This is a genomic window from Microbacterium sp. IO18 (assembly GCF_049099505.1).
GTDB lineage: Bacteria > Actinomycetota > Actinomycetes > Actinomycetales > Microbacteriaceae > Microbacterium > Microbacterium aurugineum.
Map to the genome: position 1 here is coordinate 1,568,320 of NZ_JBMJAF010000001.1, position 25,982 is coordinate 1,594,301.

The 25,982-nt window shown below is 69.0% G+C and carries 25 protein-coding genes; 10 read left to right on the forward strand and 15 right to left on the reverse strand.

The genetic code is table 11. From position 1 onward, the window contains the following. Positions 1-60: 60 nt before the first annotated feature. The gene (nadE, locus tag ACLF6J_RS07585; RefSeq protein ID WP_047520547.1) at positions 61-879 is read right to left on the reverse strand and encodes an ammonia-dependent NAD(+) synthetase; all 819 of its coding nucleotides are present in this window, start codon (positions 877-879) and stop codon (positions 61-63) included. 109 nt (positions 880-988) lie between these two features. Here nadE and ACLF6J_RS07590 point away from each other — a divergent pair, with 109 nt between their 5' ends. Then, entirely contained in the window at positions 989-1,546 is a 558-nt protein-coding gene (locus ACLF6J_RS07590) for a nucleoside phosphorylase (protein ID WP_134353018.1), read from the forward strand. A gap of 26 nt (positions 1,547-1,572) precedes the next feature. Here the strand turns inward: ACLF6J_RS07590 and ACLF6J_RS07595 are convergent, their stop codons facing one another. The 3 genes from ACLF6J_RS07595 to ACLF6J_RS07605 all read right to left on the reverse strand — a co-directional run bounded on the left by ACLF6J_RS07595 (position 1,573) and on the right by ACLF6J_RS07605 (position 6,163). Continuing rightward, complete coding sequence (locus ACLF6J_RS07595) at positions 1,573-4,572, reverse strand: AAA family ATPase (RefSeq protein ID WP_134353016.1); 3,000 nt, start codon at positions 4,570-4,572, stop codon at positions 1,573-1,575. Further along, on the reverse strand, positions 4,573-5,742 hold the full coding sequence (locus tag ACLF6J_RS07600) for an exonuclease SbcCD subunit D (RefSeq protein WP_131491747.1): 1,170 nt from the start codon (positions 5,740-5,742) through the stop codon (positions 4,573-4,575). 112 nt (positions 5,743-5,854) lie between these two features. Beyond that, positions 5,855-6,163: a GNAT family N-acetyltransferase gene (locus ACLF6J_RS07605; RefSeq protein ID WP_047520540.1), complete on the reverse strand. Its 309-nt coding sequence runs from the start codon at positions 6,161-6,163 to the stop codon at positions 5,855-5,857. A 331-nt stretch (positions 6,164-6,494) separates the two neighbouring features. Between ACLF6J_RS07605 and ACLF6J_RS07610 the strand changes: the two genes are divergently transcribed. From ACLF6J_RS07610 to ACLF6J_RS07620, 3 genes are read left to right on the forward strand one after another with little or no spacing between them, the layout of a single operon-like run. Then, on the forward strand, positions 6,495-7,202 hold the full coding sequence (locus ACLF6J_RS07610; RefSeq protein WP_131491746.1) for a winged helix-turn-helix domain-containing protein: 708 nt from the start codon (positions 6,495-6,497) through the stop codon (positions 7,200-7,202). Positions 7,203-7,245: 43 nt separating this feature from the next. Further along, entirely contained in the window at positions 7,246-8,205 is a 960-nt protein-coding gene (locus ACLF6J_RS07615) for a DNA-3-methyladenine glycosylase family protein (protein ID WP_131491745.1), read from the forward strand. A 22-nt stretch (positions 8,206-8,227) separates the two neighbouring features. Beyond that, entirely contained in the window at positions 8,228-8,425 is a 198-nt protein-coding gene (locus ACLF6J_RS07620; protein WP_047520535.1) for a hypothetical protein, read from the forward strand. Between the two features lie 18 nt (positions 8,426-8,443). Here ACLF6J_RS07620 and ACLF6J_RS07625 read toward each other — a convergent pair whose 3' ends face one another. Genes ACLF6J_RS07625 through ACLF6J_RS07640 form a run of 4 tightly spaced genes read right to left on the reverse strand, consistent with a single transcriptional unit; the run spans position 8,444 to position 12,262 of the window. Continuing rightward, complete coding sequence (locus ACLF6J_RS07625) at positions 8,444-9,199, reverse strand: ABC transporter ATP-binding protein (RefSeq protein WP_131491744.1); 756 nt, start codon at positions 9,197-9,199, stop codon at positions 8,444-8,446. Beyond that, entirely contained in the window at positions 9,196-10,224 is a 1,029-nt protein-coding gene (locus ACLF6J_RS07630; protein ID WP_134353954.1) for an iron chelate uptake ABC transporter family permease subunit, read from the reverse strand. Before ACLF6J_RS07630 ends, ACLF6J_RS07625 begins: the two co-directional genes overlap by 4 nt. A gap of 7 nt (positions 10,225-10,231) precedes the next feature. Then, positions 10,232-11,218, reverse strand: coding sequence for an iron chelate uptake ABC transporter family permease subunit (locus ACLF6J_RS07635; RefSeq protein ID WP_134353014.1), 987 nt, complete (start codon positions 11,216-11,218; stop codon positions 10,232-10,234). Between the two features lie 48 nt (positions 11,219-11,266). Next, on the reverse strand, positions 11,267-12,262 hold the full coding sequence (locus ACLF6J_RS07640) for a siderophore ABC transporter substrate-binding protein (protein WP_134353013.1): 996 nt from the start codon (positions 12,260-12,262) through the stop codon (positions 11,267-11,269). Positions 12,263-12,362: 100 nt separating this feature from the next. On the opposite strand from ACLF6J_RS07640, the gene ACLF6J_RS07645 reads away from it, so the two are divergent. The 4 genes from ACLF6J_RS07645 (at position 12,363) to ACLF6J_RS07660 (ending at position 16,044) form a co-directional block, all read left to right on the forward strand. Next, the gene (locus ACLF6J_RS07645) at positions 12,363-13,130 is read left to right on the forward strand and encodes a siderophore-interacting protein (RefSeq protein ID WP_134353011.1); all 768 of its coding nucleotides are present in this window, start codon (positions 12,363-12,365) and stop codon (positions 13,128-13,130) included. A gap of 391 nt (positions 13,131-13,521) precedes the next feature. After that, positions 13,522-14,691 carry an RtcB family protein gene (locus ACLF6J_RS07650; RefSeq protein ID WP_134353009.1) on the forward strand — a complete coding sequence of 390 codons (1,170 nt, stop codon included), beginning with the start codon at positions 13,522-13,524 and terminating at the stop codon, positions 14,689-14,691. Between the two features lie 238 nt (positions 14,692-14,929). Then, entirely contained in the window at positions 14,930-15,220 is a 291-nt protein-coding gene (locus ACLF6J_RS07655) for a hypothetical protein (protein WP_244093596.1), read from the forward strand. Next, positions 15,220-16,044 (forward strand): acyl-CoA thioester hydrolase/BAAT C-terminal domain-containing protein, encoded by an 825-nt coding sequence (locus ACLF6J_RS07660; protein ID WP_134353006.1) that lies wholly within the window; start codon positions 15,220-15,222, stop codon positions 16,042-16,044. Before ACLF6J_RS07655 ends, ACLF6J_RS07660 begins: the two co-directional genes overlap by 1 nt. Before the next feature lie 2 nt (positions 16,045-16,046). Here the strand turns inward: ACLF6J_RS07660 and ACLF6J_RS07665 are convergent, their stop codons facing one another. From ACLF6J_RS07665 to sigJ, 3 genes are read right to left on the reverse strand one after another with little or no spacing between them, the layout of a single operon-like run. Further along, a complete protein-coding gene (locus tag ACLF6J_RS07665; RefSeq protein ID WP_134353004.1) occupies positions 16,047-17,507 on the reverse strand; it encodes an MFS transporter in 1,461 nt (486 codons plus the stop codon). A gap of 55 nt (positions 17,508-17,562) precedes the next feature. After that, on the reverse strand, positions 17,563-18,903 hold the full coding sequence (locus ACLF6J_RS07670; protein WP_134353003.1) for a M20/M25/M40 family metallo-hydrolase: 1,341 nt from the start codon (positions 18,901-18,903) through the stop codon (positions 17,563-17,565). Positions 18,904-18,928: 25 nt separating this feature from the next. Continuing rightward, the gene (gene sigJ, locus ACLF6J_RS07675; protein WP_134353001.1) at positions 18,929-19,810 is read right to left on the reverse strand and encodes an RNA polymerase sigma factor SigJ; all 882 of its coding nucleotides are present in this window, start codon (positions 19,808-19,810) and stop codon (positions 18,929-18,931) included. A gap of 120 nt (positions 19,811-19,930) precedes the next feature. On the opposite strand from sigJ, the gene ACLF6J_RS07680 reads away from it, so the two are divergent. After that, positions 19,931-20,671, forward strand: coding sequence for an SDR family oxidoreductase (locus ACLF6J_RS07680; protein WP_131491734.1), 741 nt, complete (start codon positions 19,931-19,933; stop codon positions 20,669-20,671). Positions 20,672-20,763: 92 nt separating this feature from the next. After that, positions 20,764-21,204, forward strand: coding sequence for a VOC family protein (locus ACLF6J_RS07685; protein ID WP_331283714.1), 441 nt, complete (start codon positions 20,764-20,766; stop codon positions 21,202-21,204). Positions 21,205-21,216: 12 nt separating this feature from the next. On the opposite strand, the gene ACLF6J_RS07690 is transcribed toward ACLF6J_RS07685, so the two are convergent. The 4 genes from ACLF6J_RS07690 to ACLF6J_RS07705 are packed head-to-tail and all read right to left on the reverse strand — an operon-like array spanning position 21,217 to position 25,982. Next, complete coding sequence (locus tag ACLF6J_RS07690; protein WP_134352999.1) at positions 21,217-22,731, reverse strand: PucR family transcriptional regulator; 1,515 nt, start codon at positions 22,729-22,731, stop codon at positions 21,217-21,219. After that, complete coding sequence (locus ACLF6J_RS07695; RefSeq protein ID WP_134352997.1) at positions 22,728-23,756, reverse strand: DUF917 family protein; 1,029 nt, start codon at positions 23,754-23,756, stop codon at positions 22,728-22,730. Before ACLF6J_RS07695 ends, ACLF6J_RS07690 begins: the two co-directional genes overlap by 4 nt. Positions 23,757-23,766: 10 nt before the next feature. Continuing rightward, positions 23,767-24,885 carry a DUF917 domain-containing protein gene (locus tag ACLF6J_RS07700; protein ID WP_047520508.1) on the reverse strand — a complete coding sequence of 373 codons (1,119 nt, stop codon included), beginning with the start codon at positions 24,883-24,885 and terminating at the stop codon, positions 23,767-23,769. Continuing rightward, positions 24,882-25,982: a DUF917 domain-containing protein gene (locus ACLF6J_RS07705; RefSeq protein ID WP_134352996.1), complete on the reverse strand. Its 1,101-nt coding sequence runs from the start codon at positions 25,980-25,982 to the stop codon at positions 24,882-24,884. The genes ACLF6J_RS07700 and ACLF6J_RS07705 overlap by 4 nt, the downstream gene beginning before the upstream one ends.

Below are 25,982 nucleotides of genomic sequence, written 5' to 3' on the forward strand. Positions count from 1 at the left end.
CGACACTATCCGCGGCATCCGACACGGGCGAAGCGGGACGCTCTCAGAAGCGGACTGCGATCACCGCCACCAGGTGTCGTCCGGGGTCACCGGCAGGTGTCTCTTGTGCTGCGTCGCGAGGTATCGCGCCTCGATGCGGCCGGCGACGTCGGGATCCACCGACCGTCCTTCGAGGAAGTCGTCGATCTGCTCGTACGTGAGCCCGAGTTCTTCCTCGTCGGCCCGGCCGGGTTGCCCGTCGAGAAGATCGGCGGTGGGCACCTTGAACGCGAGTCGATCCGGGGCATCGAGGAACTGCAGCAGCGAACGCCCCTGCCGTTTGCTGAGACCGGACAACGGAAGGATGTCGGCCGCGCCGTCACCGAACTTCGTGAAGAAACCGGTCACCGCTTCGGCAGCGTGATCCGTGCCGATGACGAGGAGGCCGTCGTGCCCGGCGAGCGCGTACTGCGTGACCATGCGCACGCGTGCTTTGATGTTGCCGCGGTTGAAGTCGCTGATGTCACTCGTGACCGCGAACTCGATGTCTTCCTCCACACCGTCGACGCCGTTCTGGATGTTGACCTCGACCGAGGAATCCGGAGCGATGAAGTCGAGTGCCGCCTCAGCGTCCGCCGCATCATGCTGGACGCGGTACGGCAGGCGCACGGCCAGGAACTTCGCCTCGCCGCCCTCGGACCGCACCCTCTCGACCGCGAGCTGCGCCAGACGCCCGGCGAGGGTCGAGTCCTGCCCGCCCGAGATCCCGAGTACGTAACCCTTCGCGCCCGTCGTGCGGAGGTACTCGACGAGGAACGCGACTCGACGTTCGACCTCGGCCTCGGGATCGATCTCGGGCCGGACGCCGAGGTCCTCCGAGATCTGCTGCTGCAACGACATGTGATCCTCCGCTCTGTTCCTCGAATCAGTATCGCCCCTCCGTGTTACACCCGGGTGACGCCGCGTCGCTCGTCAGGTTCTGTTCGCGGTGACCTGAGAGAATGGGGCAGTGAAACTCCTCGTCGCCGCGCTCGCTTCCGAACTGTCCGCCTTCCCGGAGGAGCTCGAGGGCTTCGATCGGCTCATCACGGGCCCCGGCAAGTTGCAGGCGACGTACGCACTCACCCGTGCCCTCGATGCGAACGACTACGACGAGATCGTCGTGGTGGGCACCGCCGGGGCGATCGACCCCGACCTCGAGTCGAGGGTGCACGAGGTCGGCACGGCATTCCAGCACGACGTCACCGATCTCGACGGGATCTCCGGGCAGCACGTCTCCCTTCCCACGAAGGTGTCGACCGGGAAGGAGGGCGTACTGATCGCGACCGGCGACCACTTCGTCGAGGACGCGGAGATCACCGCCGTGATCCGCCCGTCCGGCGCGGTTCTGGTCGACATGGAGACCTATGCGTACATCTGGGTGGCGGGGCAATTCGAGGTCCCGATCCGCGTGTTCCGGGCCATCTCCGATCAGGCCGAAGACGGCGCCCTCACGGACTGGCGCGAAGCCGTCGCGCGCTGCAGTGTGCAGCTGCGCGAGTTCATCCTCACCGAATACGACGTGTGACACCGCGGCGCCGTTCGGGCACCACCTCAGCGAGGCTCGATCATGCTGGGACCGTTCGGCAACGCCCGCACCGTGAGTTGCGCCGGGATCTGCTCCTGCATGGCCTCGACGTGGCTGATCACCCCGACGGTCCTGCCGCCCTGTCGTAGTTCGTCGAGGGTGCGCATGGCGACATCGAGAGTGTCGCCGTCGAGCGAGCCGAATCCCTCGTCGATGAAGAGCGTGTCCAAGCGGATGCCGCCGGCTCGCGCGGTGACGACTTCGGCGAGGCCGAGCGCGAGCGCGAGCGAGGTGAGGAACGTTTCCCCACCCGAGAGGGACTGCGGCGGCCTGGACTGTCCGGTGAACGCGTCGAACACCACGATGCCGAGACCGGAAGCGGCGCCTCGTGCGGCGAGCGCATCCGAATGCCGCAGCTGGTAGCGCCCCGTCGACATGTCGTGCAACCGCCGGTTCGCCGCTTCGACGATCTCTTCGAGTTCGGCGGCGAGGACGAAGGTCTCGAGCGTCATCTTGTGCGTGTTCGCTCCGCGCCCGGCGATCGTGTCTGCGAGATTCTGCAGCAGCTCGAATTCGGTCGCCTCCGCGGTCGTCCTCGCATGCTCCGCGGCAGCCGACTCGATCAGCCCTTCGAGTCGCTCGGCGACACCTGCAGCGCGGGCCGCCTCATCGACCGCGCCCTTCCAGAGCGCCCGGGCGGCTTCCGCCGCCTGCTCGGCCGGTTCCAGGTCGATGGGCTCTTCGGGGAGCGTGCGCAGTTCCAGATCGAACAGGATCCCGCGCTCTTTCTCGCGCTGGACGGCATGCTGCGCGATCCGGGCGTCGAGGGCCTCTTGCGCCGTCGACGAGCGAAGCGCCTCCTCCGCGGCCGCCGCGTCGCTGAAAGGTGAGTCGGCGAGGGCCGTGTCTCGCTCGGATTCCGCCGCGACGAGCGCCTCGGACCTGCGACGGTGTTCCGCGACCGCCGCAGCGAGAGCACGGGCGGCGGCGATCGCGGTCGCCGTGTCCGCGAGCCGGGCGGCAACCGTGTCGAAGTCGCCCCGAGCCTCGGCGATCGACTCGCGCGCCTGCGCCTCCCGCTGCCGCAGCAGAGCGTGGTCTTCTCGTGCCTGAGCGAGGGCCGCCGCGTCTGCCGCCTTCTCGGCCTCGAGCCGTTCGACACGCGCCGTCAGTGCCGCCAGTCTCGCGTCGAGCGCCTCCAACTCCTCCAGGGCGCTCAGGCTGCGTGTGTACGCCGCCGTCGCCTCGGCGTGCTCCCTCTCGGCCTGCTCGACGCTCCTTCCGTCGGCGCGAGCCAGGACCGCGGCCAACTCGGCCTGCACGGTCGATACGGCCGACATGAGTTCACGCTCCCGCTGTGCCGCAGCGTCACGAATGAGTTCGGCGTCGGCGATGTCGTCGGGCGACACCGGACCGGAGTGCGTGGCGAGGCTCGGGTGCTCGACAGAGCCGCAGACCGGGCAGGGGTCGTCAGGGCGGAGACTCGACGCCAGTTCGCCGGCCATCCCGTCGGTCCGACGCTGACGAAGCTTCGCGAGCGCGGTCTGCGCAGCGGCGTGCTCGGTGGTGGCAGCGGTGAGATCGCGCTCCGTGGCCGCCTGGTCGGCCTGGAGCCGTCGGGCTGCCCTCGCCGCCACGACACGTACGTCCGCCGACTCCTGCGCGATCCTCAGGTCGTCCGCACGATCGGCGATGCGCCGGGTCTGGTCTCGCTCCGCCTTCAGCGCGGCCACCGCGTCGGGCAACGAGGCGCGCTCCGCTTCCCCGGCCTCGATGCGTGCGGTCGCTGCGTCGACGGCGGCGACCGCGATCCGCAGTTCTTCGTCGAGGGCCGGTGCCTGTTCCTCGAGCTCACGCGCCCGCTCCCAGGACCCGGTCTCCTTGGTACGCGCCGTCACCCACGCCTCGAGATCTCCGTCGACGTCGAACTCGAGGGCGTCCCATTCCGCGCGAGCGCGCTCCTCGGCCGTCGCGGCAGCGTCGACCAGCTCGTGAGCCCGTGATGCCGCAGCGATCGTCGAGCGCAGCGCCTCGGCAGCACGCGCAGCCGTGAGCTCGGCACGCGCCTCGTCGATCAGCGGCGCATCCGCTTCGAGACGGGCGAGTGCCGCACGTGCACGGTCGCGTTCCTGCTGTGCGCGCTGCTCCTCACGCGTCGTCGCCAGCGCCGCATCGGCCTCGGCGGATCGCTTCTCGGCGTCGGCCTGTTCGGAGGCCCGCCGCTCGGCACGGTAGTCCGCTCGCGCCTGGGCTCGGCGAAGGGCGTCGAGACGCTCATCGATCGTCTGTGATGTCGTCGGCTGCTCCCCCGCCGCCGTGGTGGCCGTGCCGTCGTCGGCATCGCCCGAGAGGCCCGTGGTGTCCACCAGACGCTCGGCCTCACCGACACGAGCGTCGACGGTGGCGAGCCGCGCACCGAGCGTCTGCTCCGCCTGGCGGCGCCGCTCGTCGAAACGGGCCTGCACGTCTTCGAATCGCTGAGTGCCGAAGAGGCGGCGAAGCAGCGCCTGGCGATCCCTGCTCCCCGCCAGCAGGAACTCGGAGAAGCGGTTCTGCGCCAGGAGGATCACCTGCAGGAACTGCTCGCGGCTCAGCTGCAGGATCTCATCGAGGTCGCCGGCGACGTCGACGGCTCGTGCGGCACGCCCCACCCAGCCCGCGTCCGTCCATTCCTCCAGTGACACCGCTGCGGCCTGCTTCGTCAGCCCCCCGCCGCGCTTGGCCGGACGAAGGTACTCCGGCGAGCGCGTCACGCGGAACCGGCCGGCCGGCGTACTGAACTCGACCACGACCTCGGAGGGATCATCGGGCTCGCAGTGGTCGCTGCGGAGCCGCTTCTCGCCCCCGTCGTAGCGTGGCACACCACCGTAGAGACCGAAGCAGACGGCATCGAGGATGCTCGACTTGCCGGCGCCGGTCCGCCCGGCGATCAGGAAGATGCCATCGTCGCCGAAAGCGTCGAAATCCACGATCTGCCGCGACCGGAAAGGGCCGAACCCCTCGATCTCCAGGCGATGGAGGCGCATCTAGACGAGAGCTTCCGCGCGCACGCGCTCGTCGAGCACCGCGCGGATCAGATCGCGCTCCGCATCCGTGGCGCCGTGCCCGGCTCGGACGTGCTCGAGGAACGCCTCGATCCGGTCGACATCGGTCACCGCGGTACGGAGTCGCTGCGAGTACGACCTCTCCTCCGCCTCGGAGACGGCCACGGGCTGGTGCTGCACCATGGCGCAGTAGGGGTAGCTCTCGCGCAGACGCCGCATCGGCTCGGCCTGGGGCAGAGCATCGGTGTACACGGCGCACACCCACTCGTTCGCATGCTCGGCGACCATCTCCGGCGCCAGGATCTCGTCGAGCGTTCCCGTGAGCGTGACCAGACGACGCGGCACGGGCAGCTCGAGCCACTCGACGGCGGCGAGACCGTGGGCATCGAGGTCGACGAGCCACGAACCGCGCGCCTTGTGCTGCTCGCCGAAGCTGTAGTGCAGCGGAGCCCCGGCGTAGCGGACGCGCTCGCTGAGCGTCTGGCGACCGTGGATGTGCCCGAGCGCCACGTAGTCGGGGCCGTCGAACACGCTGAGAGGCACGACGTCGAGCCCACCCTGACGCACCTCGCGCTCGAGGCCTGCGGTGGCGTCGACCCCTGCGGCGAAGCAGTGCGCGATGGCGACCGCACGGCCCTCGTGCGTGTCCATGCCCGCACGGACGAGGTCCATCGCATGCCCCATGGTCTGCGCCTGGGTGCGCAGCGGGCGGCCCGCGCTGTCGCCCTCGGGCCAGTGTTGACGCACGATGGCCGGCTCGAGGTAGGGGATGCCGAAGAAATGAACCGGTCCATCGGCATCCGCGATCGTGATGGGCTCCCCGACGGCGAGCGGATCGGTCAGCACGTGGATGCCGTCACGGAGCAGCCGCGCCTGGAAACCGAGTCGCGCGGCCGAGTCATGGTTTCCGCTCGTGACGATCACTCGCGCCCCGGCCTCTTCCAGCGCCACCAGCGCATCGCCGAGGAGCGAGTAGGCGGGTCCGGACGGCGTCGCGGAGTCGAAGACGTCTCCCGCGACGACCACGACGTCGACGGAGTGCGTGCGCACCTGCTCGGTCAGCGCCCCGAGCACCTCGGTCAGCGCGTCCATGGTCGAGTTGCCATGGAACGTGCGGCCGATGTGCCAGTCGGAGGTGTGCAGGATTCGCATACTCACACGGTACGAACCCCCTCGGACATTCCGTCCGAGGCGTGCCGCGACCCGTTCATGACGTCACCCCGTCGGTAACCCGCCGTAACACGACGTCATGAAACGACGGCGGTCAGCGCGAGCGCAGCAGGGGGGCGTGCTCGGGGTGCGCGGCGAACCAATCGGCGACGTACCAGCACACCGCGTCCACCGTGCGGTCGCCACGCTCCTCGATGTCGGCCACCGCACCCTCCACGACCTTGCCCGCGTAGCCGTTGCCGCGGAAAGTCGGGATAGTGAACGCGCGGGTGAGGGCGATCGTGTGACCGTCGTCGCGGTAGTCGAGAACGCTCACGAGCTTTCCGTCGCGCATGAGCGTGTAGCGGGACGCGTCCTTCTCGTCGGTCAGGATGAAGCCTCCGACAGTGTGCGAGATCGTCATTCGATCCACGTTACGCCCGCCAGGAGCGCCCGGGCGTTTTGACATGGGGCGTCACGATCGGACATAATCCCCCCATGACCACCAACGCAAGCCCTTTGTCCGCCCAGGAGGCGAACAGGACTGCCGGGATGATGATGCCCGGTCGCGTTGGCATGTGTTGCCGAATGTGTCGCTGAACGAACAGCCACCCCGCCTGACCTGATTCCTCGCGAACTGCGAGGCCAGTGTTTCCGAGCATCCACCCTCTGCTCGCTTCCCGGCTCCGCCGGTCATTCATGCAACGCATCAGAGCCCCCTCGATCCGGGCTCACGTCCTGAGGACTTCATCATCATGTCGAACACCGCACTTCTCGAGCGTCCCGCCACCACCGCCGCGATCCGCACTCGTACCGAGGCCACCGCACCGGTGCCCTCCGCCACCGCAGACCTTCCCGCCGTCCGCTCCCCGCGAGGCTTCGCGCTCTACGTGGGGCTCGACGAGATCAAGGCCGCCGAAGCCGGTGTGAGCCTGCCGTTGCTCGTCGATGCCCTGCGGCGCACCCTCGCCGAACTCGCTCCGGGTGCGGAGACGCACGCCACGGTCGCCCTCGCGCCGCACGGCTCGGGCGGCCGCGACCTCGACGTCGTCCGCCTCGCCCTGCAGGAGCCGGGCGCCATCGCGCGCACCAAGGCCGCTGCCGAAGAGGACACGGCGGAAGAGGAGAGCGGCGTCACCGTCGACATCTCCCGCAAGCGCGTCCTGATCGACGGGGAGTCCGCGGCCTTCACCTATAAGGAGTTCGAGCTGCTGCAGTACCTCGTGCTGCGCGAGGGCCGCACGATCGAACGCAGCGAGCTGGTCTCTGCTCTCTGGCAGGCGCAGGACGACGAGACCCCCGGTGAACGCACGATCGACGTCCACGTGCGTCGTCTCCGCGCGAAGCTCGGACGCTACGAGGACATCGTCCGCACGGTGCGGGGAATCGGCTACCGGTTCGACCGGCACGCCGACGTCGTCATCCGCTACGGACACGGAACCCCCTCGCCCGACCGCTTCTGACCGTCTGCGAGTCGGTGTCAGGGCCGGCGCGTAGGGTGGGCGCATGACATCGACGGCGCAATCCGCAGCGGCTGAGGTCGCGCCATCGGATGCCCCTCGGGAGACCGTCTACCGCCCCTCGCACCCTCTCGATCTCGGCCGCACACTCGGCTTCCTTCGCCGTGGCACGGGCGACCCGACCATGGTCATCGCCGGATCGGTGATCTGGCGGGCGGTGCGCACACCCCTCGGTCCGACGACGTTGGCGGTGCGCACGATCGGTGGCGAGGTGCGCGCGACCGCCTGGGGCCCCGGAACGGACTTCGCGCTCGATGCCGTCCCCGCACTCTGTGGAGCCCACGACGACGCCGAGGGGTTCGACGCATCGCATCACCCTCTCGTCGCCGAGTCCGCGCATCGCCATCCCGGGCTGCGCCTGACACGCACCGACGAGGTGTTCGACGCGCTGGCATGCGCGATCATCGAGCAGAAGGTCACCGGCATGCAGGCGTTCGGAGCGTGGCGTTGGCTCGTCTCCCGCTTCGGCGAGCGCGCCCCCGGCCCGACGCCACGACCGATGTTCACCGCGCCCACCGCCGCACAGTGGCACCGCATCCCCTCCTGGGCCTGGCACCGCGCCGGGGTCGAGCCCCCACAGTCCCGGACCCTCGTGCGCGCCGCGGAACGAGGCGACCGCATCGCCCACGCCGTGCGGACCGCCCCGGACGGCACGGCGCGCGACCGCGTTCTCACGAGCCTTCCCGGCGTCGGGGTGTGGACCTCGGCGGAGACCCGGGCCCGCGCGCTCGGCGACACCGATGCCGTCAGCGTCGGCGACTACCACCTCGCCCACGAGATCGGCTACGCCCTCACCGGCACGCGCACCGATGACGCCGGGATGCTCGAGCTCCTCGCTCCCTGGGCGGGGCAACGGCAGCGAGCGGTCCGCCTCATCGCCGCCAGCGGGGTGCACGAGCCGCGCCGAGGCCCTCGCCTCGCACCCGAGAACCATCGCGACCGCTGACTCCGCCGCCTATGCTGGGGCCATGTCCCGCAGAGCGATCCGCATCTCCATCACCGTCGGCCTGTTGATCGTCGGCGTGGTGGTCGGGCTCATCTTCCAGAATGTGTGGCTGGGCGTTCTTCTCGCCGCCATCGTGTGGCTGGGCTGGTTCCTCGGGTACGAGTCGCGGCGAGGGAACAACGCCGGCGTCAACGATGAAGACCACGGCATCGAGCTCTGAGGAGCTCGTGCGCGGAGGTCAGTAGTACACCGCGAGCGGTCCGGAGGGTCCGGCGATCACGCTCACGGGGGTGTCGAAGACCCGTGAGAGCACCTCATCCGTCATGATCGCGGCAGGGGATCCGAACTCCACGACCGCGCCGTCCTTCATCGCGCAGATGTGGTCGGCGTAATGCCCCGCGAAGTTGATGTCGTGCAGCACGATCACGATCGTGCGTCCGAGCTCCTCCGCCGCCCGTCGCAGGTGCTTCATCATCTGCACCGCGTGGCGCATGTCGAGGTTGTTCAGCGGTTCGTCCAGCAGCACGAACTCGGTGTCCTGTGCCAGCACCATCGCCACGTAGGCGCGCTGACGCTGCCCTCCGGAGAGCTCATCGAGATACCGCCCCTCCAGCGGACCGAGGTCGAGGAAGTCGATGGCCTGGCTGATGATCTCCTCGTCGGCCCGGTTCAGCCGTCCCTTCGAATGCGGGAACCGGCCGAATCCCACGAGCTGGCGCACGGTGAGTCGCGTGACGAAGTGGTTCTCCTGACGCAGGATCGACACGACCTTCGCCAGGTCCTTCGACTTCGTCGAGGCCACATCGAGCCCCGCGATCTCGATGGCCCCCGCATCCATCCCGTTCAGCCGGCCGATCATCGTGAGCAGCGTCGACTTGCCTGCGCCGTTGGGTCCGATCAGCGCGGTGATGCCGCCGGTCGGGATCTCGAGGTCGACCGGACCGATCGCGACCTCGCTGCTGTAGTCCCGGCGGACGCCGTCGAGAGCGATCACAGTCTGCCCTTTCTGAGGATGACGATGAGGAACACGGTCCCGCCGACGAGCTCGATCAGGATCGAGACCATCCCCTGCGCGTAGAACACGTTCTTCATCACGAAGTACGCCCCCGCGAGGATCGTGAAGGCGGTGAGCACCGCGACGGGGAAGATCAGCCGATGGTCATGCGTGTCGGCGAACTGGTAGGCGAGCGTGGCGACCAGGAAGCCGAGGAAGGTCATCGGCCCGACCAGCGCGGTCGACGTCGCCATCAGCACGGCGACGAGGAACAGCACGACGAACAGCTCGCGCCGATGATCGACACCGAGCGAGCGCGCGGCGTCCGGACCCAGGGCCATGAGATTGAGCCGACGCGATCGGATCCACAGCAGAGCGGAGGCCACGATCACGAGCGGGATCGCGAGCGGCAGGTAGGAGGCGTCCGCGTTCGAGACGTTGCCGAAGAGACGGGCGGCGAGCACGTCGAACTCGCTGGGGGTGAGCAGACGCTGCATGAACGTGGCGACCGCTCCGAGACCGCCGCCGACCACGATGCCGACCAGAAGCATGATCTGCAGGTTTCCGTACCGCCCCGAGAGCAGCCATCCGTACAGGGCGACCGCGAGTCCGACCATGATGACGACCTGGATCGCGAACTGGCCGATGCCCTGGATCGCGACGAGTCCGGCGACCCCGAACAGGTAGACGGTGGAGGTCTGCACGACGCGGTACAGCGACTCGAAGCCCATGATCGACGGCGTGATGATGCGGTTGTTGGTGACGGTCTGGAAGCTCACCGTGGCGATCGCCTGAGACACGGCGACGAGCGCCATCACGGTGACATCGATCGCGCGGTGCTGGGCGATGCGCCAGAATCCTGCGGAGCCGACCGGCATCGGGTTCGCCCATGCCAGCAGCCCGAAGCCGGAGACGGCGGCGAGGACGACGAGCACGCCGAGGACGAGGACGTAGCGACGGCGCGCTCGCGGGGTCGTGAACGAGCCGGCCGATCGCACCGGGCCGCCCGTCGTCGTCGGTGTCATCACCGCGCTAGCCACGTCGACGCTGCCTCAGCAGGAGGAGCACGAACACCACCGCGCCGACGACCCCGAGGATCAACGACACCGGGACCTCGAACGGCATGATGATGGTGCGGCCGATGATGTCGCACACCGTGACGATCGCGATGCCGAGCAGGCACACCCACGGCAGATTGCTGCGCAGATCGTCACCGCGCACCATCGAGACGATGTTCGGCACGATCAGCCCCAGGAAAGGAAGATTGCCGACGACGACCGTCACGACACCGGTGGTCACCGCGATGAGCACCGTGCCGAGCAGGATGATCCGGTTGTAGTTCACACCGACGTTCGTGGCGACCTCCTCCCCGAGTCCGGCGATGGTCAGCCGATCGGCGACGATGAAGACGATGACCCCGATGACCGCCACGATCCAGAGCATCTCGTACTGACCGCGCATCACCGAGGTGAAGCTCCCCGCGAACCAGACGCCGATGATCTGCAGCGAGTTGGTGACCAGGGCGAGATACGTGGACAGGGCACCGACGACCGCACCGAGCATGATGCCGACGATCGGGACGATGAGCGAGGACTTGAGGGCGACCCGACGGAGGAACGCGAAGAACACCATCGTGCCGACGAAGGCCGCGAGGATCGCACCGGCCATCCGCAACGGGAGCGACGGCTGCGGCACGAGGACCATGACCATCAGCAGCCCGAGCCCCGCCCATTCGGTGGTCCCGGTCGTCGTGGGCTCGACGAAGCGGTTCTGGGTGAGAAGCTGCATCACGAGGCCCGCCATGGCCATTGCGGCGCCGGCGAGAACGAGGGCGATCGTGCGGGGGACGCGCGTGATCTGGAACATCTGCGCGCCGTCGTCCGCCCCGGCGATGTCGTAGACGCCCGTGAAGAGCGAGATCACGAGGAGCACCGCGACGACGAGCACGCCGATGAGCAGTTTCACGTCGAAGAGCCGCCCGGCGTGGCGGGGCGGCTGGGTGATGTCGGTGGAGACCATGATGACCGTGCGGCGGCACCCGGATCATCCGGATGCCGCCGCAGTACCTCAGTTCTTCGCGCTCTTCTCGAGGGCGTCTGCGAAGTCGTTGAGGAACGACGTGTAAGTCTGGATGCCCTCGTTCAGGTACGTGTCGGTGGGCATGTAGACGAGCTGCTTCTCCTTCACGGCCGTGACGCCGGCGAGGGCCTCGGAGCTCTCGAGGATCTCCGCGGCCTGCACGTAGTCCGGGGTCTCGGCAGCGAACACGGCGTCGCGGTCGAGCACGAGGATCCAGTCGGGGTCCGACGCGGCGATCGCCTCGACGGAGATCTCATCGCCCTGGTGGTCATCGGTCGCGTCGTCGACCTGAAGTGCCGGGGTGAGCCCGAGAAGGTCGTAGATCGGGCCGAGCGAGCGGCCGACGGTCGGGGCGAGGTAGCCGATCTCGCCGCCCGAGGTGTTGACGGCCATGACGGTGTCGGCGTCGTCGTACGCGGCCTTCGCGCGCTCGGCAGCGGCGTCGAAGTCCTCGACGAGCTTCGCGGCCTCGTCCTGCTTGCCGAAGATCTCTCCGAGCACGGTGACCTGGCGCTTGAGCTCCTCGTCGAAGGGCTCTCCCTCGCGCGGCTCGAGGTCGACGATCGTCGCATCGGGCACGAGGTCGGCGATCGCGGTGTTGTGCTGCGTGAATCGCTGGCCGCTGATGATCAGGTCGGGCTCCACGGCGACGATGGCCTCGAGGTCGGGCTCACTGTGCAGTCCGATGTCGACGATGCCGTCGTCCTTCATGTACGACACGGTCTCGGGCATGAGCGCGACGGCTCCGGCCGAGAGCTCGACGCCCCAGTCGGACAGCGTCTGGAAGGTGCGGTTGTCGAGAGCCACGACGGAGGTGGGAGGTGTCGCGATCTCGTGCGTGCCGGTGTTGTCCTCGACCGTGACGGTCGCGGCTGCGGGTTCGTTGTTCTCCGATTCCGCCGAACCGCCGGATGCGCAGCCGGCGAGGGCGAGAAGACCGACGAGCGCGACGCTCGTGGCGGTGAGGGTTCTGGGCACGGACATGGAGAGACTCCTGTTCTGCGGGATCGATGCGCACACGACGGGCGCCGGGCGGCGAGGTTAGGGCAACCTTCCCTCGACAGTTTTAGGTTAGCCTTACTTTATGAGCAACACGAAATCCGGATTCTCAATCGAACGTCGTGGCCTGGAGCTGCGCTTCCGCCACGTCGCACTGAGCGCCCGGGAATGGCTCGCGCCGGATTTCGTCCGAGTGCGGCTGACCGGCTCGGACCTCGCCGGCTTCGATTCGCCGGGCGCCGATGACCACATGCGGCTTTTCTTCCCCTCCGGCCCCACGGACTCGGTCGAGGAACTCCGCGCCTCGCCGAGCCGCGAGTACACGCCGCTCGCCTGGGGCGACGACTGGCTCGATGTCGAGTTCGCGGTGCACGGAGACCAGGGCGTCGCGGCCCCCTGGGCGGCGACGGCACCGCTCGGATCCAGGATCGGTGTCGGCGGTCCGCGCGGGTCAGCCGTGTTGGCCGGCGACCCCGGCTCCTGGCTGCTGGTCGGCGACGAGACCGCGATCCCCGCCATCCGACGCTTCGCCGCGCTGATCCCGGCAGGCACCCCGGCCCGCATCGTGGTGGAGACCGTGAACCAGGGACGCGAGTTCGAGATCGATGCACCGGTCGACATCGAGTGGCTGCATCGCGGCGAAGCCCCCTCCGGTTCCGCACTCATCGCCTTCCTCGAGGCTCTGACCGCGGACGACGCCGTCGGAGACGACCCGTTCGTGTTCATCGCCGCGGAGCAGTCGATCGTCAAGCCGGGCAGGGCACTGCTCGAACGCTGGGGCGTCGACACGGCGAAGGCCGTCGTGAAGGGGTACTGGAAGCGCGGCGAGGCCGAGTACCACGCGCCACACTGACCCTTTCCCCGCGAAAGCTCGGACCAGCCGACGTGTTCGCGGCGGGTCGTGGTTCGACACACCGGAGCTCCTGGCGCCGATCTGGGTTTTCGCCCTCCGGCGCGGTCGGTGCCGCTTGACTCCCGGGCGTGTCGCACCCTAGGGTGGCAAGGCTGTGCCATTCGGCGCAGCACACCAGCCGAGGAGTCGACGGATGACCGCGCAGCGGAACCTCCCCATCGCAGCGGTGTTGCAGCTTCAGCAGAAGCGCAATGACCGCTACGAGTCATACCCTCCGGCACGCGCCGTGTGACAGCACCCGCTCTCACAACGCCCCGTACCGTCAGGTCCGGGGCGTTTTCCGTGGAAGACCCCTGACCTGTGGCCGGAAACCACCACAAGGAAAGGAATCATGGAGAGGCTCTCCGCACGGCTGCTGTCGTGGGCGTCACTGATCGACGAGAAGACACTCGCTCAGGCGCACACCACGGCTCGCATGCCGTTCATCCACCCGCACCTGGCACTGATGCCGGATGCCCACCTCGGCAAGGGGGCGACGGTCGGCTCGGTCATCCCGACGCTCGGCGCGATCATCCCCGCGGCCGTCGGCGTCGACATCGGCTGCGGCATGATCGCCGTTCGCACCCAGTTCACCGGGAACGACCTCGCAGGTCATGACCTCGCAGGACTCCGGGAGCAGATCGAACGTGCCATCCCCCTGTCGGCCGGACGCTACAACCGCAAGGTCGTGGCCACCGCCGAACCGCGCATCGCCGAGCTCGAGCAGCTCGCCGAGAAGGGCGGCTTCGATCCCGCTCAGTACGCCGGGAACTGGCGGCTGCAGCTGGGGACGCTCGGTTCAGGCAACCACTTCATCGAGGTGTCGGTCGACGAACTCGACCGGGTCTGGCTGTTCCTGCACTCGGGATCGCGAGGCGTCGGCAACAAGATCGCCGGACACCACATCGGTGTCGCCCAGCGGCTGGCGAAGCAGTGGTGGATCGACCTCCCCGACCCCGACCTGGCCTACCTGGTCGAGGGGACCGCGGAGTTCACCCGCTACATCCGGGAACTGCGGTGGGCCCAGCACTTCGCCCTGCTGAACCGGGAGGAGATGATGGACCGCGTCATGCGCCAGGTCTCGGAATTCCTCGGCACCGCGGTCGACGAGCAGGAGCGCATCAACTGCCACCACAACTTCACGGAGTCGGAGAAGCACTACGGCACGCAGGTGTGGGTGTCGCGGAAGGGTGCCATCCAGGCGGACGCCGGCCGACCAGGACTGATCCCCGGGTCGATGGGCACCGCCTCGTACGTGGTCGAGGGGCTCGGCGACCCGCAGTCGCTGAACTCCTCTCCGCACGGTGCCGGGCGGGAGTACTCCCGGTCGGCAGCACGGCGGACCTTCACCCACGAGCAGCTGCGGGCAGCGATGACGGGAATCGAGTTCCGCGACACGGATGCCTTCATCGATGAGATCCCGCAGGCGTACAAGCCGATCGACCAGGTGATGGCGGATGCCGCGAGCCTCGTATCGATCCGGCACACGCTGCGGCAGATCGTCAACGTGAAGGGCGACTGAACAGGACCGGGCGGTGGGAACCCCACCGCCCGGTCGGGTGGCAGCACCTCGCCTCCGTCGAAGATGCCGACGGCATCCGGATCGAGTTCCTGCACACCCCCCCCAGGGCGGGGACTGACCTTTCCTCCACCGAACGACATGCAAACCAGTTGTTCGCCGTTCGTGAGTAGCCGATATCTTCGTCTCCCGCACTCTGGCAAGCTTGCCGGATCGATGCGACGATGACGGAGTGGGATTCATGAATGACGCACAGATCTGGACCATGATCGGATCGTTCACCGTGCTGATGTTCAGCACCCTCACGGTCGTCTCGACCCTGTTCGTCCGGATCGTTCGCAGCGAGATCGCTGGCCTGCGCACCGAGATGAACGGACAGATCGGCGGTCTGCGCACCGAGATGAACGGACAGCTCGGCGGTCTGCGCACCGAGATGAATGCCCGATTCGACACCGTGAACACCCGCATCGATGCCCTCGACCGCGACGTCCAGGCCATCGTGAAGCGCACGTTCGGGCTCGATCGCGAGTGATGACGACGAAGCTTCCCCGCACCTCGGTCGACCCCGCCGACCGGCACGATGCCTTTCCGGAGGCCCCCTGCGGCACCGCGGTCCTGCTCCTCGCCGGATCCAGCGGACGTGTGGAGGCTCAGCGGGCCGACCTGCTCGCGCGGCACGGGGCTCGGGTCCGCGCCATCCGCTGGTTCGGCGGCACGGGCCAGCGCCCCGCTCCGCACGAGGTACCGATCGAGATCTTCATCGACCAGTTGGATCTGCTCCGCCGTGATGCGGATCGCGTCGCGATCTTCGGCACGTCGTTCGGAGCAGAAGCGGCACTCGTCACCGCGTCGCTGCACCCGGTCGACGCCACCGTCGCGGTCGCGCCGTCGTCCGTCGTCTGGTCGGGCGTCGTCGACGGCAACTGGTCGTCGCACTGGAGCCTTCGTGGCACTCCGCTTCCCTCCGTGGGGTTCGATCCGTCGTGGTCCCCGACAACCGAACCGCCGGAGTATCGATCGCTCTACGAATCCAGCCTCGCCCGCGATCCCGATCCCAGCCGCGCGGTGATCCGTGTCGAGGACATCACCGGTCCGGTCATCCTCGTCGCCGGCGGAGACGACCGTGTCTGGCCGAGCGACCGATTTGCGGCCGAGATCCAGCGTCGCCGCTCGTTGCACGCCAGAGAGACGACCGTCGTCACCCACCCCGAGGCCGGACACCGCATCACCCTTCCCGGCGAGACCGGCGTCCACGGCGGTGTGACCATGGGTCGGGGCGGCACACCATCCGCCGGTGCGGCCCTCGGCGCCGACGCCTGGACGGCGATCGCCCGGGCACTCGATCTGCGCGAGTGACGTCAGAGTGCCGAGACGACCTCCGCATCGGCAGCCCGGTCGGTGAACGCGGTCTTCGGGACGAACACGAGGATCACGGCTGCGGCGAGAGCGGTGGCGCCGCACACGATCCACACGGTGAAGTAGCCGGCGAGCGACCCCGCGGTCCCCTCGGTCGCCCCCGCCGTGGTCGCGACGCCGTGCAGCAGCGCGATGCCGAACACACACGAGGCGATCGCCCCGCCGACGGTCTTGACGGAGTTCGTGAGGCCCGTCGCGACGCCGGTCTGCGACGCCGGTGCTGCCGAGGCCGCGGCGGCAGGGAGCGCGGCCACCAGGGCGCCTGAGCCGAGTCCGACGACGACCATGTTCACGATGACCTGCGTGTAGGTGTCGTGGAACGGCAGGAAGAGCAGAAAGCCGAGTCCCACGAGCACCGATGCCCCCATCAGCGTCAGGCGTGGGGTGATCCAGCGGGCGAACGACGGGAACAGCAGGGCACCCGTGATCATGGCGACGAGGTAGACGCCGATGATCAGCGAGGTCGCGAATCCGCTGGTCCCGAGACCGTAGCCGTAGACCGCGGGGTCGGTGCGCGCGAACGTCGACAGCGGTGCCTGCGCGCCGAGGACACTCACCCCGAAGAGCCCTGCCGTCAGGAACACCGGGCCGAGCGCGGGCGAGCGGAACATGCGCACATCGATGAGGGGGTCTTCGCACCGCAGCTCCCACAACACGAACGGAACCACCAGCAGTACACCCAGGACCACCACACCCCACGACCAGGGGTTCTCCAGTCCGCCCTCGAGACGAAGCAGACTGAGACCCCCGGTGAAGCAGACGAGTGCGAGCGAGATCAGCACGAGACCGACCGTGTCGAAGACGCCGCCCGCGGGCTCCGGAGACTCCTTGACCCCGAGCAGGATCACGAAGAAGCACACCACGATCAGCACGGCGGGCACCAGCAGGACCACGGTGAGCGGCAGGACGTCGATGAGTGCACCGCCGACGAGGGCGCCGATGATCGCGCCGCCTTCGAGCGCCGCGACCAGGAGTCCCGCCGCCTTGGCCGTGATCGAGGAGCGACCCTCCATCCGCCGCGACCGCGACCAGATGAGGGCGATCTCCAGCGGGAGCCAGACGACGTAGAACCCCATCAGCGCCCAGGCGGCGAGGAACACGCCGAAGGAGTCCGTGAACGGCAGCACCAGGGCGGCCGAGCCGGTGACCGCGGTGGAGATCAGCAGCATCCGCTTGTGGCCGACCATGTCGCCGAGCTTCGCGAACGCCGGGACGACGAGGGCTGAGAGCATCAGCTGCGTGCCCTCGAGCCAGTTCACGTCGGCATCATGGACCCCGAGATGACGGGCGATGTCCGTCAGCATGGGCGTGTAATACCCCTGCAGCACACCGCTCGTGAACTCGACGAAGGCGAGGAAGCCGACGACGACGGCGAGGGTGCCCAGTGTGCGGGTGCGCGTCATCGCGTCTCCTGCTTCTCGTTCGGATGCTCCTGCGTCGGCAGGAGGCGGGGTGAGATCACCCTAGTCGTTCGAGAAGTGCCCGATGGAATCGCTCCCCGCGCTCCAGGGCGACGATCTCGACGCTCTCGTCGACGCCATGGATCGACGCCCGCTGGGCATTCGACATGTCCAAGGGCGCGAAGCGGTAGACGGCGGGCGAGAAGCGATGGAAGTGCCGGGAGTCGGTGGCGGCCATCATCACATAGGGCACGGCGGGGACTCCGGGATGAGAGACGCCCAACGCGGCTGCGAGCAGCGCGAACTGCGCGTTGTCGGTGGGCGACTCCGGCGAGGGCTCCCCCGCTTCGACGACCTCGACGGAGACGAGCGGATCGCGGATGCGCCGCCGTACCCGGAAGACCGTCTGCTGGGTGGTCTCCCCCAGCGCGATGCGGAGGTTGAGGGTGGCGGACGCCTGCGAGGGCAGCACGTTCGCCGCCGTGCCGCCCGACTGCATGGTCGGAGCCACGGTCGTGCGGACGAGAGCGGCGGGTTCACCCCCGAGCGCGGCGAAGACCTGCGCGGTCACCAGCGGCATCGACCCCAAGAAGCTCAGCAGGTGGCGGGCCGGCCCCGGGGTGCGTGTCGCCAGTTGCGACAGCATCCGCAGGATCGCTTTCGAGGCACGAGGTCTGAAGGTCGCGGGTCCGAGCCGGTCGACGGCTCTCGCGACGCGTCGGACCGCGGTGAGCGACGGCGGTGCCGACGCATGACCACCCTCGCCCCGTGCCGTCAACCGGAGGGTCATCACGCCCTTCTCCCCCACGCCGATCATCGCCGCTCGACCGGGGACGAAGGGCAGCGGCGCATCGACGACGGCGCCGCCTTCGTCGAGGACGAGCCACGGCATCACGCCGCGTGCGCGCAGCACGCGTGCGATCTCCTCCGCCGCCTTCCCGTAGGTCTCCTCGTTGCCGCCGAACGAGAGGTACACGTCGCGGGACGGGACGAAGCCGTCCGCGAGCAGATTCTCCACGGCTTCGAGCACGACGAGCAGCGGGCCCTTGTCGTCCAGGGCGCCTCGGCCGTACACCGAACCGTCGGCGATGGTTCCCGCGAACGGCGGATACGTCCACGCGTCGCTCTCGTCGACGGGGACGACGTCGTAGTGCGCCATCAGCACGAGAGGGTCTCGGCCCGCCGCGCCGTTGCCCGCCCAGTGGAACAGGAGACCGAAGTCGGTGTGCCGTTCCAGCCGCAAGTCCCGGTGCGTCAAGGGGTACAGTTCGGCGATCAGCGCGACGAACTCCTCGAAGGGGGCAGGTCCGCGCTCATCGAGCTCCGCCGAGACCGTCGGGATCCGGATCATCTGCGAAAGCCGTTCGGCGATGCCGGGGCGCACGGTCGGGGTGGTCACGCTCGTCATCGTACCGAGTGAGGTCTCACGGCCATTGGCTGAGTTTGTCGGGATTGCGCACGGCGAAGACTTCCGTGATGCGGTCTTCGCGGACGACGAAGGAGAAGACCGCATCCGCGCGGCCGTCGATCGTCGCGAGCATCACGAGCCCATCGGGGGCCGCGACGAGCGAGACGTCGGCCTCGGGATGGCGCTGCGCGATCCCCCGCAGGAAGCGTGCCACGCGGTCCGCTCCCGCCACCGGCCGCAGCGCAGCCGACTTCTTCCCTCCTCCGTCGGAGACGAGCACGACGTCGGGGTCGAGCAGTGCGATCAGACCTTGCAGCTCTCCGGTCGACGCAGCGGCGAGGAAAGCTCTCGCCACGACATCGTGCTGTTCCCGCGACGCTACGACCGCCCGGCGTTCGCGCACGCGCCGGCGACCCTGCGAGGCGAGCTGGCGCACCGCATCCGGGCTCCGACCGACCGTCTCCGCGATCTCGGCGAAGGGGACACCGAACACGTCGTGCAGCACGAACGCGACCCGCTCGGCGGGGGTGAGCGACTCCAGCACGACGAGCAGGGCCATCCCCACCGACTCGTCGAGCGTCATCCGCTCCAACGGATCCGGGTGCGGACGGGCGGCGAGCAGCGAGTCGTGCGGAACGGGCTCCGGCAACCAGGGGCCGACGTACCTCTCCCGACGTGCACGCGCCGATCCCAGCGCGTCCAAGCAGATGCGTCCGGCGACGCGGGTCAGCCACGCAGCGGGGTTCCTGATCTGTGCACGTTCCTCGACGCTCATCCGATACCACCGCACATACGTCTCCTGCACCGCGTCTTCCGCATCGGCGACCGTGCCGAGCAGACGATAGGCGAGAGCGAGCAGGGTGCGGCGTTCGGCGTCGATCACCTCGAGATCATCCATCGTCTCCATCCTGGCCCGACTCGGCGCCCGCCGCTGCCGTCTTTCGGCTGTCGCCTCACATTCCCGTGGTCTGCGTCGTCGAAAGAGGAGAAGGATGAAATCGAGAGAGAAGGAGCACACATGAGAATCGCCGTCGCAGGAGGAACCGGGACGGTCGGTCGGCCGACCGTGGCCGCGATCGAGGCCGACGGACATGACGCGGTGGTGCTCAGCCGTTCGCACGGGGTGGACCTGGTGACCGGCCGGGGACTCGATGCCGCGCTGGACGGTGCCGACGTCGTGATCGACGTCACGAGCATCGAGACGCTCAAGGCCGCCGCGGCGATCGAGTTCTTCACCGCCGCGACCGGGACCCTCGTCTCCGCGGCCGAGGAGGCCGGGGTCCGACACGTCGTGCTCCTGTCGATCGTGGGTATCGACCGCATCCCCTACGACTACTACGCAGGCAAGATCGCGCAGGAGAAGGTGATCGCGTCCTCACGGGTGCCCTGGACGATTCTGCGGGCGACACAGTTCCACGAGTTCGCGGGGCAGATGTTCGCGCGGGCGAAACTCGGGCCGCTGCACCTCGCCCCGAACGCCCGCACCCAACCCGTGGCCGCCTCCGAGGTCGGCGCCCGGCTCGCAGCCCTCGCGACGTCGGAGCCGCAGGGCCGGGCGCGTGACCTCGCCGGCCCGCGCGAGGAACAGCTCTCCACCATGATCCGGGCGTTCGCCCGCCGGGAGGGGTATCGAGGGTGGATCCCGGCGCTCAACGTCCCCGGGCCGCAGATGGCGGGGATGCGTGCCGGCGATGCACTTCCCGGTCCCGACGCCGATCTCGGACGCCAGACCTTCACGGAGTGGCTCGCCGCGCGGTGAGCACCTGCTCCACCGAGGCACGGGGTTCTCGGAGCGCGCAGGAGTCCTCTTGCGGATCCGGTCGGAGGCGGCGCAGACTGAGCGTGCGGTCGATGCATCCACCTCACCCCGGAGCGATCATGGCGAACCTCAATCCGTATCTGTCCTTCCGCACCGAAGCCCGCGAGGCGATGGAGTTCTACCGGAGCGTGCTCGGCGGGGAGCTCGTGATCAACACCTTCGGAGAGTTCCCCGACATGGTGCAGGATCCGAGCCAGAAGGACCTCGTCATGCACGCACAGCTGGATGCACCGGGAGGACTCGTGCTGATGGGCTCCGACTCCCCCGACGGCATGCCGTACGAGAAGCCGCAGGGTTTTTCGGTCTCGTTGAGCGGCAACTCTCAGGACACCACCCGCGAGGTCTGGGAGAAGCTGTCCGAAGGGGCGACCATCACGATGCCGCTCGATGTGCCGCCGTGGGGTGGCCTCTTCGGGATGCTCGTCGACCGCTTCGGCATCCCCTGGATGCTGCACGGCGATCCGGAGGACTGAACCCGCCCGGCCTCAGCGCGGCTGCACAGCCCGACAGGCCAGGTGCAGCGCCAATCGTGCCTCGGGGTCGTTCATGTCGATCCCGAGCAGCTCCTGCACGCGCCGGATCCGCACGGCGATGGTGTTGCGGTGCAGACCGAGGGCCGTCGCCGTCGCCGCTATGCCCGACTCGTGATCGAGATACGCGGAAAGAGTGGTGAGCAGTTCGCCTCCCCCTTCCCGCAGCGGAGCGAGGAGGGATTCCGCGGCGGGCACGAACGTGTCGTTCCCCGTCCACGCCAGCAGCAGCTGCTCCAGGCCGAGACTGTCCACCCGCACGAACCACCCGGTCGCCGACCGCGCCGCCGCGATCCGCGCCGCATCCCCCGCCTCGTCCAGCGTCGTGGCGAGTCCTTCGGATCCGGCCTGCAAGGATCCGACGCCGGTCGCGACGGTGAAGTCCCGTAGGACACCCAGGTGGAGCTCACGCAGTGCGGCCACGGCCCGCTCGACGCGATCGGGATCGGGGGCGTCCGGGAACGTCAGCCACCCGCTCAGTCCTCGACCCGCTGTCGTGGCATGCGCCTCCGCGTCGATCGCACTGAGTCCGGCACTGACGGAGCGCAGCAGCGAGAACGAATCGAGCCGCCCTCTCGCCACCACCCGGAAACCGAGATGATGACCGCTCGTGCGCCAGCCGCGCTCGAGCATCCGCCGCTGGACATCGGCATCCGCCGCTCCGTGCAGGTCCACGAAGTCACGCAGCAGCCCGGACGACACGGCGACGTCATTCACGGCCGCCACCTCGTCGATCAGGATGCGGGCCGCGACGGCGGGCATCGCGACCTCGGCCGCGACCGAGAGCGACTGCACCTGTGCCTCGCCGAGGCCCTGCCCGAAGAGCACGAGCCTCAGACCGCTGCGTCCGGGGCTGTCGACCCGCACCGACGCCGCAGCCGTCTCGCCGACGCTCACCCGGTCGAGCCACGAGTCGAAGCCGATGGCCGCATGCAGTCGCTCGTCGAGATGCGCGCCCGCCTCCTGCAGGACACCGGACGAGTCGATCAGTGCGGCACCGACACCGAGGTTCGCCGCGATGTGTCCGAGCAGATCGGTGAGATCATCGGCGGCGTACTCGAACGACTGCGCGACCTTGCGCACCTGGCTGAGCGTCAGCGCATCGCGCGCCTCGATCAGCATCCAACAGGCCTTCGCGAGCTGGATGGGGCGCTGGACGTCGAGCAGGCACAGGCCGATCCGATCCGCGAGGCGGAACGCGCCCGCATCGAAGTCCGCCGCCCCGGACACGGCGAGCCCGGTGAACCCCCGGTCCCGCAGCCGGCGCAGCAGAGCGTCCTGCTGCCAGGTCGATGTCGGGGCCGATGCGGTGATGATCGCGAGCCGCTCGGCGCCCTTCTCCGTGAGTTCGGCTTCGCTCGCGCCGACGGCCACCTCCTCCCACGCCGCATCGCGTGGTCCTGCGACCCACTGCAGGCCGCCGTTCTCCGTGTGGGAGAGCAGCGCGCTCACGGGCAGCCGCGCGCTCACGCCGCATCCAGATCGTCGAGGCCGTAGGCGGAGGGCAGCACTTTCGCGCGACGCTCGGGCCGCGCATTCCACCAGGCGGGCGCAGGGATGGAGAAGACCGCGACGTTCCGTGCCAGACGCAGTTCCGTGACCTCGAGGATCTCGCGTGACACCGCATCGACGACCACGATGATCGTGGGGGCGGACGCGACGAGCAGCCCATCGGTCAGCACCGCGAGGGTCTCCGATCGGCTCACCACACGGTGGACGGCACCGCCGAGTCCGCTGATCTCGACGGCGTTCACGTGCGGATCCTGCGGCGACGCGGCGACCGAGACGATACGCCCTTCAGCCAGCAGCTCGCCACCGAGGGCATCCGCCAGGAGCGGGAGGGGCGCGCCCGCCGATGCGAGGTAGGCCCTGCCGAGTTCGAGTGCATGCGCCAGATGGCCCCCGATCGCGTGTTCGTGGAGGTCGCCGACCGTGAAGCCTCCGAGCACCGCACAGCCGACGCCGCCCGCCTGGATGATCGCGGAGCGCACGACCCGCTCGGCGTCGATCGCCCGGTGCGCCTCGACGAGGGCGACCCCTCCGGCGCCGGTGTCGCAGGCGAACACGAGTCCGGGAACGCGGTCGACGAACAGCGACATCTGGTCCAGCCCCGGAACGGCGCGGCCGGTGCAGTCCGCGTCCACCACGAGGTGGGACCCGGCCAGCGTCAACGGAGCGAGCCCGTTCATCCCGCCGCCTTCGAGGGAGCAGACCGCGGGAACGGGATGACCGATCCACCGTTCGACCGCGGCCAGCAGACGAGCGAAGGGCTCGGCGCCGGGAAGGCGTTCGCCGAGCAGCATCGTCGAACCGACGAAGGCGACGCCCAGGCAGGGTGTCCGCGGGTCCAGCGAGGAGATCGGGGAGATCTCGATCGGCTCCCGGTCGGACCCGGCGAGCATCAGCTCGAGCATGGTCGTCGAACCGCCACCGCCGGATCCGAGGAGCGAATAGCCGCGGGCGAGCGCCGTGAGGTCGTCGCGCTGCAGCATCATGCGCTCCAGCCTAGGGAGAAACGTCCTCACCCGCGGCCAGAGTCTCGACCGGGACGAAGTCCGCGGCGAGGCCGAAAGCGGACGGTCCGAAGGCGGCGAGCGCCTCGGGGGTGCGCATCATCTCGGGTGTGGAGATGCCGAGCACCCGTACGCGCTGCCCGTAGCGGAGTCCCTCGGTGGTGATGGGCTCGGCCGTCTCGTGATCGACCACGCAGATGAGGTCGGGCACGATGGCCACGAGCGTCTCCCCGTGATGGGCGATGAGGTTCTCGTTCTGGAACGAGATCTCGAAGGTGGCACCCTCCTCTGCGCCGAGCGGTGCGATCACCGCACGCCCCTTGGCGAACCCCTCGGTCGTGCGCCGCTCGACGTCGATGACCTTGCCGACGCAGAGTTCCCGAAGGTGCGGGTAGAGCGTCGTCGCGAGGGTCGAGGCGATCGCCTCGAACGGTGAACGATGCTCCTCCCGGGCGAGACGGATGGCGCGGCCCAGCGCGAGGGCCATCGAGATCGTGCGCGGGACGGCGGTGCGCCGGACGTCCGCGCCGGTCATCGCGTACTCGGCGATGTGGCCGACGCCGCCGAGACGGATCGTGATGCCGCGGGCGAGCCACTCCATCTGCCGGTCGTCGTCTCCCGTGTCGATCACGACCTTCTCGCCGCGTTCTCCCGCGAGCGCGAGGGGCGATCCGTGCACGCCGTACACGGCGAAGGTCTCCATCGACAGCTCGGGGAACGCCCTGCCCATGCCGTCGGCATCTACCACCGGCAAGCCCGTCTCGGCCGCGACGATGAGCGGGATCATCGAGTTGATGCCGCCGCACTCGATCGGCATCGTGGCATCCGCCGTGCGTCCGAGGTGCTCCTCGAGGGTGCGCAGGGCGAGCGTGGGCTCGGTGCCGGCCGGGATCTTCTCGACCATGACGGTGGGCGCACCCATCTGGGCGGTCGGGATCACGAACAGATCGTCGGCGAGCTCGTCCGGATCCAGGATCGTGATGCTCCCCTCGCCCAGCACGCGCTCGACGAGCATCTTGCCGATGTACGGGTCACCGCCCCCACCGGTCCCGAGCAAGGTCGCGCCGCGAGCGAGATCGGGAAGGTCAGCCGCGGTGAGCTGCCAGCTCATGCCGTCGCTCCCGCCGACACGGTTCCGGTGGAGATGCTGCCGTCGAAGCGGTGGGCCGCCATGTCGTACCCGAAGTACCCCGGGCCGACCATCGCGAGGGCGGCGTCCGAATGCCAGCGCTCATCGGCCGGAGCCGCGATCACCCGGACCCGCTGTCCGTAACGCAGTCCCTCGGTCGTGATCGGCTCACCGGACTCGCCGTCGAGCACCATGATCAGATCGGGTGTGGTCGCCAGGACCGTGCCGTCGGCTTCGGCCACCAGGTGCTCGTTCTGGAACTGCAGCGTCAGCGAGCGGTCGGCGTCCCCGTCGATGCGAGCACGGCCACGCGCGAAGCCCGTGGTGGTGGCGCGGTGCACGTCGACGACCTTCCCATCGAACAGCTCGCGTCCGCCGAGGAGCCGGACGACCGCGTCGACCGGATCGGACTTCTCCTCGCGTGCCGTCGCGATGCGCTGCCCGATCTCGATGCAGCGGGACAGCGAATCCGCGACGAGTGACTCGCGCGCCGCCGAGCCGGACATGGAGAACCCGGAGATCATGACCGAGCAGCCCATCTCGACGCAGGCCACGCGAGCGATGCGTTCGGTCCACGAGTTGTCGGCCGTCTGCAGCACCCCCGTGTTGCCCTTCTCGTCGCTGAACGCGAGGGGCGATGCGGTCACGCCGTACAGCGTCGGCAGCACCATCTGCAGCTCCGGGAATGCGCGCCCCATGCCGTCGGCATCGACCAGCGGCAGTCCGAGTGCGGCCGCGGCGGCGATCGGGATGGTGGAGTTGACTCCGCCCACCTCCGCGCACGCGATGTGGGTCACCGGACGGCCCAGGTGGACGCTGAGCGCTTTGACCGGTTCGATGACCTCGGCGAGGCTGGGGAGCTTCTCGACCATGACGGTCGGCGCGCCCATCATCGCGACGAACAGCACGAGCGCATCGTCGGGCACCTCGTCGAGTCCGACGACCGTGACGTCGCCGGAGGTCAGGGCCTGACGCGCGAGGAGGGCACCGATGTACGGATCCCCTCCGCCTCCCGTGCCGAGCACCGCGGCACCGCGAGCGAGCCCGTCGATGTGGGCGGGCGTGATCGTCCAGCTCAT

Coding starts and splice junctions, on each gene's coding strand:
- ACLF6J_RS07665 (WP_134353004.1), bottom strand. CDS start 17,507: ATGACGCGCACCCGCACACTGGGCACCCTCGCCGTCGTCGTCGGCTTC.
- nadE (WP_047520547.1), bottom strand. CDS start 879: ATGTCGTTGCAGCAGCAGATCTCGGAGGACCTCGGCGTCCGGCCCGAG.
- ACLF6J_RS07680 (WP_131491734.1), top strand. CDS start 19,931: ATGAGAATCGCCGTCGCAGGAGGAACCGGGACGGTCGGTCGGCCGACC.
- ACLF6J_RS07705 (WP_134352996.1), bottom strand. CDS start 25,982: ATGAGCTGGACGATCACGCCCGCCCACATCGACGGGCTCGCTCGCGGT.
- ACLF6J_RS07630 (WP_134353954.1), bottom strand. CDS start 10,224: ATGACACCGACGACGACGGGCGGCCCGGTGCGATCGGCCGGCTCGTTC.
- ACLF6J_RS07615 (WP_131491745.1), top strand. CDS start 7,246: ATGACATCGACGGCGCAATCCGCAGCGGCTGAGGTCGCGCCATCGGAT.
- ACLF6J_RS07640 (WP_134353013.1), bottom strand. CDS start 12,262: ATGTCCGTGCCCAGAACCCTCACCGCCACGAGCGTCGCGCTCGTCGGT.
- ACLF6J_RS07620 (WP_047520535.1), top strand. CDS start 8,228: ATGTCCCGCAGAGCGATCCGCATCTCCATCACCGTCGGCCTGTTGATC.
- ACLF6J_RS07650 (WP_134353009.1), top strand. CDS start 13,522: ATGGAGAGGCTCTCCGCACGGCTGCTGTCGTGGGCGTCACTGATCGAC.
- ACLF6J_RS07645 (WP_134353011.1), top strand. CDS start 12,363: ATGAGCAACACGAAATCCGGATTCTCAATCGAACGTCGTGGCCTGGAG.
- ACLF6J_RS07695 (WP_134352997.1), bottom strand. CDS start 23,756: ATGATGCTGCAGCGCGACGACCTCACGGCGCTCGCCCGCGGCTATTCG.
- ACLF6J_RS07635 (WP_134353014.1), bottom strand. CDS start 11,218: ATGGTCTCCACCGACATCACCCAGCCGCCCCGCCACGCCGGGCGGCTC.
- ACLF6J_RS07700 (WP_047520508.1), bottom strand. CDS start 24,885: ATGAGCTGGCAGCTCACCGCGGCTGACCTTCCCGATCTCGCTCGCGGC.
- ACLF6J_RS07600 (WP_131491747.1), bottom strand. CDS start 5,742: ATGCGAATCCTGCACACCTCCGACTGGCACATCGGCCGCACGTTCCAT.
- ACLF6J_RS07595 (WP_134353016.1), bottom strand. CDS start 4,572: ATGCGCCTCCATCGCCTGGAGATCGAGGGGTTCGGCCCTTTCCGGTCG.
- ACLF6J_RS07610 (WP_131491746.1), top strand. CDS start 6,495: ATGTCGAACACCGCACTTCTCGAGCGTCCCGCCACCACCGCCGCGATC.
- ACLF6J_RS07685 (WP_331283714.1), top strand. CDS start 20,764: ATGCATCCACCTCACCCCGGAGCGATCATGGCGAACCTCAATCCGTAT.
- ACLF6J_RS07655 (WP_244093596.1), top strand. CDS start 14,930: ATGAATGACGCACAGATCTGGACCATGATCGGATCGTTCACCGTGCTG.
- ACLF6J_RS07660 (WP_134353006.1), top strand. CDS start 15,220: ATGACGACGAAGCTTCCCCGCACCTCGGTCGACCCCGCCGACCGGCAC.
- ACLF6J_RS07605 (WP_047520540.1), bottom strand. CDS start 6,163: ATGACGATCTCGCACACTGTCGGAGGCTTCATCCTGACCGACGAGAAG.
- sigJ (WP_134353001.1), bottom strand. CDS start 19,810: ATGGATGATCTCGAGGTGATCGACGCCGAACGCCGCACCCTGCTCGCT.